This window comes from Limnobacter sp. MED105, assembly GCF_000170915.1.
Lineage (GTDB): Bacteria > Pseudomonadota > Gammaproteobacteria > Burkholderiales > Burkholderiaceae_B > Limnobacter.
The window spans coordinates 217,694-225,680 of the sequence record NZ_ABCT01000004.1 but is presented as its reverse complement, the minus strand read 5'-3'; the positions used below and the strand labels follow the sequence as shown (position 1 = coordinate 225,680).

The window sequence follows — 7,987 nt, the reverse complement described above, 5'->3', positions numbered from 1 at the left end:
ACTGGAACGTGATTTTTCCAAGCGCCAGAAAGAACTGGAAGATCTAGCCACAAAGGTGAAAGCAGAAGCCACCAAATTGGACAAAGACGCCATTACCTTGCCTGAGGCAGAGAAGGTTCGTCGTCAGCGTGACCTGGCTGAAATGGACCGTGATTTCCAACGCAAGCGTCGCGAATTCGAGGAAGACCTCGCGCAGCGCAAAAACCAAGTGGTAGGTGAGTTGGTTGAGCGTGCCAATCGCGTGATTCGCCAGATTGCTGAAAAGGAAAACTACGACATTATTTTCCAGGAAGCCGTGTATGCCAACAAGCGCATCGACATTACCGACCAAGTTCTCAGCAGCTTGGACAACGCGAAGTAAACCACATCAATGAATTTCATTGAAACGAAGCTCAGCACACTGCTAGAGCAGTTTGGCGGTCGACTGGCTTCGTTTGGTGATGCCCCGGCGATGTCTGATGACATTTCTCTGGTCGGGATACAACCGCTGGAAAAAGCCGGTGTCAAGCACCTTGGCTTCATGGCCAATCCCAAGTTTCGCGATCAACTGCTTTTAACCAAAGCAGGCGTAATTCTTGTCCGTGAATCGCAATTTGAGTCGCTTTGCCAATTTCTTAAAGAAAGTGAAAAGCCCGTGCCCAACTCAGTGGCATGGTTGGTTAGCGACCCTTACCTGTACTACGCCAAATTGCAACAGTGGTGGGTAGCCCACAGTGAATTCAAACCCGCACCTGGTATTCATCCACGTGCTGTTGTAGATCCAACTGCCACCATTGCTCCCGGCGCCATGATTGCAGCAAATTGTGTGATTGGAGCCCATGCCAAAGTGGGCGACGGTAGCAGAATTGAGGCGGGCGTTGTTCTTGGCAACCATGTTGAAGTAGGAGCCGAAACACGCATTTATCCAAACGTGACTGTCTACGACGAATGCACCATAGGCTCGTATTGTATTTTGCATGCGGGTGTAGTGATCGGCGCAGATGGCTTTGGCTTCGCCAACGAGAAAGGAAGGTGGGTCAAAATACCGCAGGTGGGTCGCGTGTTGATCGCAGATCACGTGGAAATCGGCGCCAACACAACCATCGACAGGGGTGCGTTGGACGACACCTTGATTGGTTTTGGAGTAAAACTGGATAATCAAATCCAGATCGCTCACAATGTCACCATAGGCGAACATTCTGCCATGGCTGGCTGTGTGGGTATTGCAGGCAGCACAAGCATTGGCGCGCGGTGTACGGTGGGCGGTGCCGCGATGGTGTTTGGTCACCTCAATATTCCAGAGGGTACGCATGTGTCTGGGGCGTCGGTGGTGATGAGCAGCATCAAAGAACCTGGTGCCTACACCGGAATTTTCCCCTTGCAAGAACACAAGGATTGGGAGAAAACTGCCGTGACTCTCAAGCAATTACTCAAGTTGCGCCACGAAGTGCGCGAGTTGAAAAACAAGCGATAACAAGCAAGCCGAAATAACAATAAACCCAAATTAAAAGTGTGAACTCAGAAGCTATGAATACGCCAGTTATGGACATCAAAGGCATTTTGGAAAATTTGCCGCACCGATACCCTTTTGTACTCGTTGATCGAGTGCTTGAACTTGAACCCAATGTTCGAATTCTGGCGCAGAAAAACGTCAGCTACAACGAGCCATTCTTTCCCGGGCACTTCCCGATTCACCCGGTGATGCCTGGGGTATTAATCATGGAAGCTTTGGCGCAGGCTGCGGGGCTTTTGTCATTCAAATCCATGGAAGCAGCACCGGACAAAAACCTGGTGTACTACTTTGTCGGTATCGACAATTGTCGTTTCAAGCGCCCTGTGGTGCCGGGTGATGTTTTGATGCTGGATGTTCAGGTGGAGCGTGTTTCGCGCGGTATCTGGAAGTATGCTGCGAAAGCGCTTGTGGATGGCAATGTGGTCGCACTGGCAGATTTGATGTGCACGGCCCGCGAAGTTTAAGGAATACTTTCAAATGCCGATACACGCGTCTGCAATCGTTGATCCCAAGGCCGAGCTGGACAGCACGGTCGAAGTAGGACCATTTTCCGTGATTGGGCCCAATGTAAAAATTGGCGCTCGCACGAAGATAGGACCACACATGATCATCAGCGGTCACACGACCATTGGTGAGGACAACGTATTTCATGGCTCTGCCACCATTGGCGGTGACCCTCAGGACAAGAAATACAAGGGTGAGCCCACCGAACTGATCATTGGTGACCGCAACACCGTTCGGGAATACTGCACCTTCAATACGGGTACTGTGCAGGACGGTGGTAAAACCACCCTGGCCAATGACAACTGGATTATGGCTTACGTGCACATTGCTCATGACTGTCACATCGGCAGCAACACCATCATCGCCAACAGCGTGCAACTGGCTGGTCATGTCATTATTGGTGATTGGGTCATTCTGGGTGGCATGAGCGGTGTACACCAATTCATACGCGTGGGTGACCATGCCATGACTGCTTTTCAAACCAAGCTGATGCAGGATGTACCACCTTTCGTGATGGCAGCAGGGTACCCCGCCGCGCCCGCCGGCATTAACTCGGAAGGTTTGAAGCGCAGAGGTTTTTCACCCGATGCAATCTTGAATATCAAGCGGGCGTACAAAGCGATTTATCGCCAGGGGCTGAGCATTGCAGAGGCAAAGGAAGCAATTGATTCGTTGACCTTATCGGCACCCGACGATGCCAAGCAACACCTTGTTCACATGAAAGTATTTCTTGACGAAGCCACCCGCGGCATTATTCGTTAAGTCATGGCGAACACACGCACTCCTTACTCCACTCAGCCTGTGGATTTGGCCATTGCAGTGGGTGAGGCCTCAGGTGACTGGATTGGTGCCTTGGCTATTGAGCATTTGATACAAACCCAAACGCTAACCATGGAGGGCATTGCGGGCCCGAAGCTTCGCGATTTGGGTGTCAAACCCTTGCACGGCTCTGAAGAGTTGTCAGTGCGTGGCTATGTTGAGGTACTTCGCCATTTGCCGCGTTTGCTGAAAATGCGCAAGAATCTGATTCAACACTGGTCAGTCACCAATCGACCCAAGGTGTTTGTAGGTGTAGACGCTCCCGATTTCAATTTGAACCTTGAGCTCGCCCTTCGCGAAAGTGGCGTACCGACTGTGCATGTGGTTTGCCCATCGATTTGGGCCTGGCGCATGGAGCGCATTCACAAGATCAAAGCAGCCTGTAGCCATGTGTTGTGCATTTTCCCGTTTGAGCCAGAACTTCTGGCCAAAGAAGGGATTTCAGCAACCTACATTGGCCATCCCATGGCGGCGCTGGTGCCCGAAACAATCGACCCAACGGCCTACCGAACCAAGCTGGATTTGCAAAGTGAAGGGCAGCTGCTCGCAGTATTGCCAGGTAGCCGCGGCGCTGAGGTCAAACACATTGGACCTGCCTTTGTTCAAGCCTGCGTTGAATTACTCAAGCAAAAACCAGACTTGCGGTTTGTAACGCCTATGCCACCGGCCAGTGCATTGCTCAACATGTTCAGGATGATGATTCCACCACAACTACTGGATCGGTGGACATTGATCGAAGGTAAGTCCCATGAGTGCATGGCAGCGGCAGATGCCGTCATGTTGGCCAGTGGCACCGCGACACTGGAGGCAATGATGTACCGCAAACCCATGGTTATTGCCTACAAAATGCCGTGGCTGAGCTACCAAATGATGAAAGGCAAGGGCTACCAACCCTTTGTGGGCTTGCCCAACATTTTACTGAATGAATTTGCGGTGCCCGAATTACTGCAAGACGATGCAACTCCCTCGGCGCTGGCGCAAAAAGCACTGTTCCAACTCGACAACGACACCAACCGTACCAGGCTTCAATCGCTCTTCGCCGAACAACACCAACGCTTGTTGAAGCCGTCTGGAGAAATTGCGAGTCGCGTAATTCAGCAGGTGATGAATGGCTAAGTTCCAGGAGTGGTCTGAAATTCAGGCTTATGCTGAACAACACAGCTTGCAGGTGATTGGTGTGGATGAAGCGGGGCGCGGTCCTTTGTGTGGTCCCGTGGTGGCTGGCGCGGCATTGTTGAATCAGCCCAATACTATCGACGGATTGGCCTGCTCTAAAACACTCTCAGCCAAAAAGCGTGACAGTCTTGAAACAGCCATTCGACGCAATGCCAAAGCGTGTGCTGTGGCCCACGCCACTGTAGAGGAAATTGATCGCCTGAATATACTGCAGGCCAGTTTGCTGGCGATGTGGCGGGCCGTTGACTTGGTGCTTGATCAAACTGGTCTAAAACCGAAGCAATGCTTGATTGCAGTGGACGGCAACAAATTGCCAAAATGGCCTTACCAAGCAATTGCAGTGGTGAAAGGGGACACCAAAATTCCCGCGATTTCCGCTGCATCCATTCTGGCCAAGGTGGCCCGCGACGAGTGGTGTAAAACCCATGCTTTGCAATTTCCACAATACGAACTTGATATTCACATGGGCTACCCCACTGCACGTCATATGGCTTTGCTGTTAGAACACGGTGCTACACAGTTACACAGAAAATCGTTCCGACCAGTGCGTGAGGCCTTGGAACGCGCACAACAGAGCTCAACGTTCTAAAGGCGCAAATGAGTTACGAACGCAATTTTACGCAGATTGAATCAGCCCAAAATGAACGACTTAAAGCAGCCATCAAACTGCTTTCATCCAATCATGCCTTGCGCAACAGCGGTCTGGCGGCGGCGGAGGGTTTGCACCTTGCTGAAACGCTTCTGCACCTACCGGGTGCCCATATTGAATCAGTCTGGATTCCTCAAAGTTTGTTGAACAAACCGGAATGGTTAACCATGTCGGCCTTGAGCGATGTACTGGAGAATGGTGAAGTGCGCTGTCTGGTACTCAGCGACACACTTTATTCAAAGCTTAGTAAGTTGAACACCCCCACCGGGCCCATGATTTTCTTTAAACCGGTGAATGCCAGCGCAACCATTGATTTAAAGCAGGACATCGCCTTGCTGGACGGCATTCAAGACCCCGGCAATGTAGGCACTTTGTTGCGCAATTGTGCTGCAGCCGGAGTTCAGCAAGTGGCATTAAGTGACCACAGTGCCTGGGTTTGGAGTGACAAGGTGCTGCGTGCAGGTATGGGCGCTCAGTTCGGCTTGCAGCTATACACTGAGTTGGACTTGCTGCAAGCGCTTTCAGCGGCTAAATCAAAAATACCGGTGCGCGTCACCAGCCTGCATCCCAAAAGCGTTGACTTGTTTAACGCCGATTTAAAACCAGCAGGTGTATGGGTTTTTGGTAGCGAAGGGCAGGGCGTAAGCCAGGCCTGGCTAGACCGCGCCAGTGAACACATACGAATTCCACAAAGCAAAACCATTGAAAGCCTGAACGTGGGCAGCAGCAGCGCAGTGTGTTTATTTGAACAATTCAGGCAAAGGCGGTAAAATAAAAATACACTGTATACTTGAACAGTGGTATTTGGACTTCGCTGCATGCACCTGCATCTTGTTTGGCTGAAAAAAGACCTGCGTCTTAGCGACCATGCTCCCTGGCATGCGGCAACAAAAGCCGCCAAGGAAAGCAATGGTTGCGTAGTAGCCTTGTATTGTCTTGAACCCAAGCTGATCAGGCAGCCCGACAGTGCACCCCAACATTTTGAATTCGCCCGAGAAAGTTTACAAGAACTCGCGGAGCAATTGCCCGAGCAAGTGCCTTTGCTGTTGGCCAAAGCCAATGCACCTGTTGCCTTGCAAACAATGGCTTTGTGCTGCCAGCAAATAAGTATTTACAGTCACCAAGAAACCGGAAACTGGGCCAGTTTCGTCCGCGACAAGGAAGTGAAAGCCTGGTGTGAAAGCCATTCGATAGCCTGGCTTGAATTCCAAAACAACGCAGTGGTGCGCAAATTAAAAAACCGGGATGAATGGGGCAAGCTATGGCTAGACACGATGCGCAAACCCGTTTTACCTGTCCCTGATTTCTCGGAATTACCGCAAGCGACCTGGTTTGATTTTCCGCAAAACTTTCAGCAGCAACTGGAAGTCAATGGTTTGCCATGTGTGCAATTGAACCGTTCACTCTGGCCGCAATGGGCTCAGTATGTACATTTTTACCCCAAACATTTAACAGACAAAACCTTGCGTCAGCGGGGTGGCAGGCAACAGGCACAACGCTGTTTGAGTGAATTTTTGAGCGAACGCGGCATGAATTACCGCTTCGAAATGTCGAGCCCCTTGAGTGCAGAATCGGCTTGTTCGCGCCTGTCGCCATACCTTGCATTTGGCGTGATTTCCATTCGGGAAATGCTGGAGGCATTGAGTCAGGCACGCCAGCAATTGACTGAAAGCAGCTTGCTACCCAAAGCACAAACACAGTGGAAGCAATCCCTGAAATCGTTCGAGAGCCGTTTGCATTGGCATTGCCACTTTATTCAAAAACTTGAAAGTGAACCTGAGCTTGAATTTAGATCAGCGCACCGAGGACTGAACGCGATGCGAAATTTCGCCGAGCTAAGCCCGGAAGAAAATCAAAAGGCGCTGGCGTGGATAGAAGGGCGTACCGGTTTTCCAATGGTGGATGCCTGCATGCGAATGTTGCGCGCCACTGGCTGGGTTAACTTTCGCATGCGTGCCATGCTGGTGGCCTTCGCCTCTTACCAGCTATGGCTGGATTGGCGACACACCGCACCCATGTTGGCGCGCGAATTCCTTGACTATGAACCTGGTATTCACTACCCACAGTTTCAAATGCAGTCTGGCGTCACGGGCATCAATACCTTGCGCATTTACAACCCCGTGAAACAGGCCAAGGATCACGACCCGCAAGGCGTGTTTATTCGACGCTGGATACCCGAGCTGAAAAATATTCCTGACCCCTGGATCGGCGAACCCTGGAATACCCCCCAGCTAATTCAACAGGAATGCGGCTGCATAGTGGGTGAAGATTATCCATGGCCAGTGGTTGATCCGGACACGGCGATTTCCAAAGCACGTTCCAACATTACCGAGTTCAGGCAACGCAAAGGCTATGTTGAAGAGTCCAAGCGGGTGTATGAAAAACACGGCTCAAGAAACCCGAACCGGAATGGCAATCCAGCACCGCGCGGTAAAAATAAAAAAATCGACACGCAGCTAATAGAAACAGAAACGAACAAGCAACAAAGCTTGTTTTAATAAATTGGCGAACCCAAATTCAACTGCTGCAAAATAGTGGTTGAGATTTCTTCGATGGATTTACTCGTTGAACTCAACCAGCTGATTCCCTCGCGACGCATCATGAATTCCGCTGCCTTGATTTCCTGCCTGCAATTTTCAAGCGACGCATATTTACTGCCGGGGCGGCGCTCGTTGCGTATTTCGCTCAAGCGTTCAGGCGAGATCGACAGCCCGAAAATCTTTTCTTTGAAAGGGGGTAGGGCAGCGGGCAATTCACCACGCTCAAAATCTTCTGGAATCAAGGGGTAGTTGGCAGCCTTGATGCCGTATTGCATGGCCAGATAAAGGCTTGTTGGAGTTTTGCCTGATCGGGAAACACCCACCAAAATGACGTCAGCAGCTTGGAGGTCTTTGTGGGTTTGCCCGTCATCGTGTGCCAGAGTGTAGTTAATCGCCTCAATGCGGTTTTTGTATTGTTCATTGTCCGCTATGGTGTGCGAACGACCAATACGGTGCGTGCTTTTGATATTCAGTTCTTTTTCCAAGGGCTCAACAAAGGTCAGAAACAAATCCATGAATACGCCATCGGCCTGCTTTACAACGTCGTTGATCATTGAATTCACCAAAGTGCTGAAAACAAGTGGTTTCTGACCATCATATTTGGCAATGTCATTGATCTTTTGACGAGCAGAAATTGCCTTCACTTCTGAATCAATGAACGGGATTCGGATCTGCTTGAAACGGATGCCTTCGAATTGTGACAACACAGAGTGACCAAGGGTTTCCGCGGTAATGCCTGTGCCGTCGGACACAAAAACCACGGTGCGTTCCTGGCTTACATTTTCTGACATGAATCAATCCTGTGTG

The 7,987-nt window shown here is 50.7% G+C and carries 9 protein-coding genes; 8 read left to right on the top strand and 1 reads right to left on the bottom strand.

All coding sequences use genetic code 11. The features are described 5' to 3' along the window. The 8 genes from LMED105_RS06280 to LMED105_RS06245 all read left to right on the top strand — a co-directional run. A partial coding sequence (locus LMED105_RS06280) for an OmpH family outer membrane protein (RefSeq protein ID WP_040512457.1) occupies positions 1–361 on the top strand: 361 nt, incomplete at its 5' end. 9 nt (positions 362–370) lie between these two features. Next, positions 371–1,453: a UDP-3-O-(3-hydroxymyristoyl)glucosamine N-acyltransferase gene (gene lpxD / locus LMED105_RS06275; protein ID WP_008249403.1), complete on the top strand. Its 1,083-nt coding sequence runs from the start codon at positions 371–373 to the stop codon at positions 1,451–1,453. A gap of 53 nt (positions 1,454–1,506) precedes the next feature. Continuing rightward, complete coding sequence (fabZ, locus tag LMED105_RS06270) at positions 1,507–1,956, top strand: 3-hydroxyacyl-ACP dehydratase FabZ (protein WP_232222716.1); 450 nt, start codon at positions 1,507–1,509, stop codon at positions 1,954–1,956. A gap of 13 nt (positions 1,957–1,969) precedes the next feature. After that, the gene (gene lpxA, locus LMED105_RS06265; RefSeq protein WP_008249401.1) at positions 1,970–2,758 is read left to right on the top strand and encodes an acyl-ACP--UDP-N-acetylglucosamine O-acyltransferase; all 789 of its coding nucleotides are present in this window, start codon (positions 1,970–1,972) and stop codon (positions 2,756–2,758) included. 3 nt (positions 2,759–2,761) lie between these two features. Continuing rightward, a complete protein-coding gene (lpxB, locus tag LMED105_RS06260) occupies positions 2,762–3,931 on the top strand; it encodes a lipid-A-disaccharide synthase (RefSeq protein WP_008249400.1) in 1,170 nt (389 codons plus the stop codon). Further along, positions 3,924–4,580: a ribonuclease HII gene (locus LMED105_RS06255; RefSeq protein ID WP_008249399.1), complete on the top strand. Its 657-nt coding sequence runs from the start codon at positions 3,924–3,926 to the stop codon at positions 4,578–4,580. Before lpxB ends, LMED105_RS06255 begins: the two co-directional genes overlap by 8 nt. A gap of 8 nt (positions 4,581–4,588) precedes the next feature. Further along, entirely contained in the window at positions 4,589–5,410 is an 822-nt protein-coding gene (locus LMED105_RS06250) for an RNA methyltransferase (protein ID WP_008249398.1), read from the top strand. Positions 5,411–5,458: 48 nt separating this feature from the next. Beyond that, entirely contained in the window at positions 5,459–7,138 is a 1,680-nt protein-coding gene (locus tag LMED105_RS06245) for a cryptochrome/deoxyribodipyrimidine photo-lyase family protein (protein ID WP_008249397.1), read from the top strand. Here LMED105_RS06245 and LMED105_RS06240 read toward each other — a convergent pair. Then, positions 7,135–7,971, bottom strand: a complete 837-nt coding sequence (locus tag LMED105_RS06240; protein WP_008249395.1) for a pyruvate, water dikinase regulatory protein — start codon at positions 7,969–7,971, stop codon at positions 7,135–7,137. The genes LMED105_RS06245 and LMED105_RS06240 overlap by 4 nt on opposite strands. Positions 7,972–7,987: the final 16 nt, after the last annotated feature.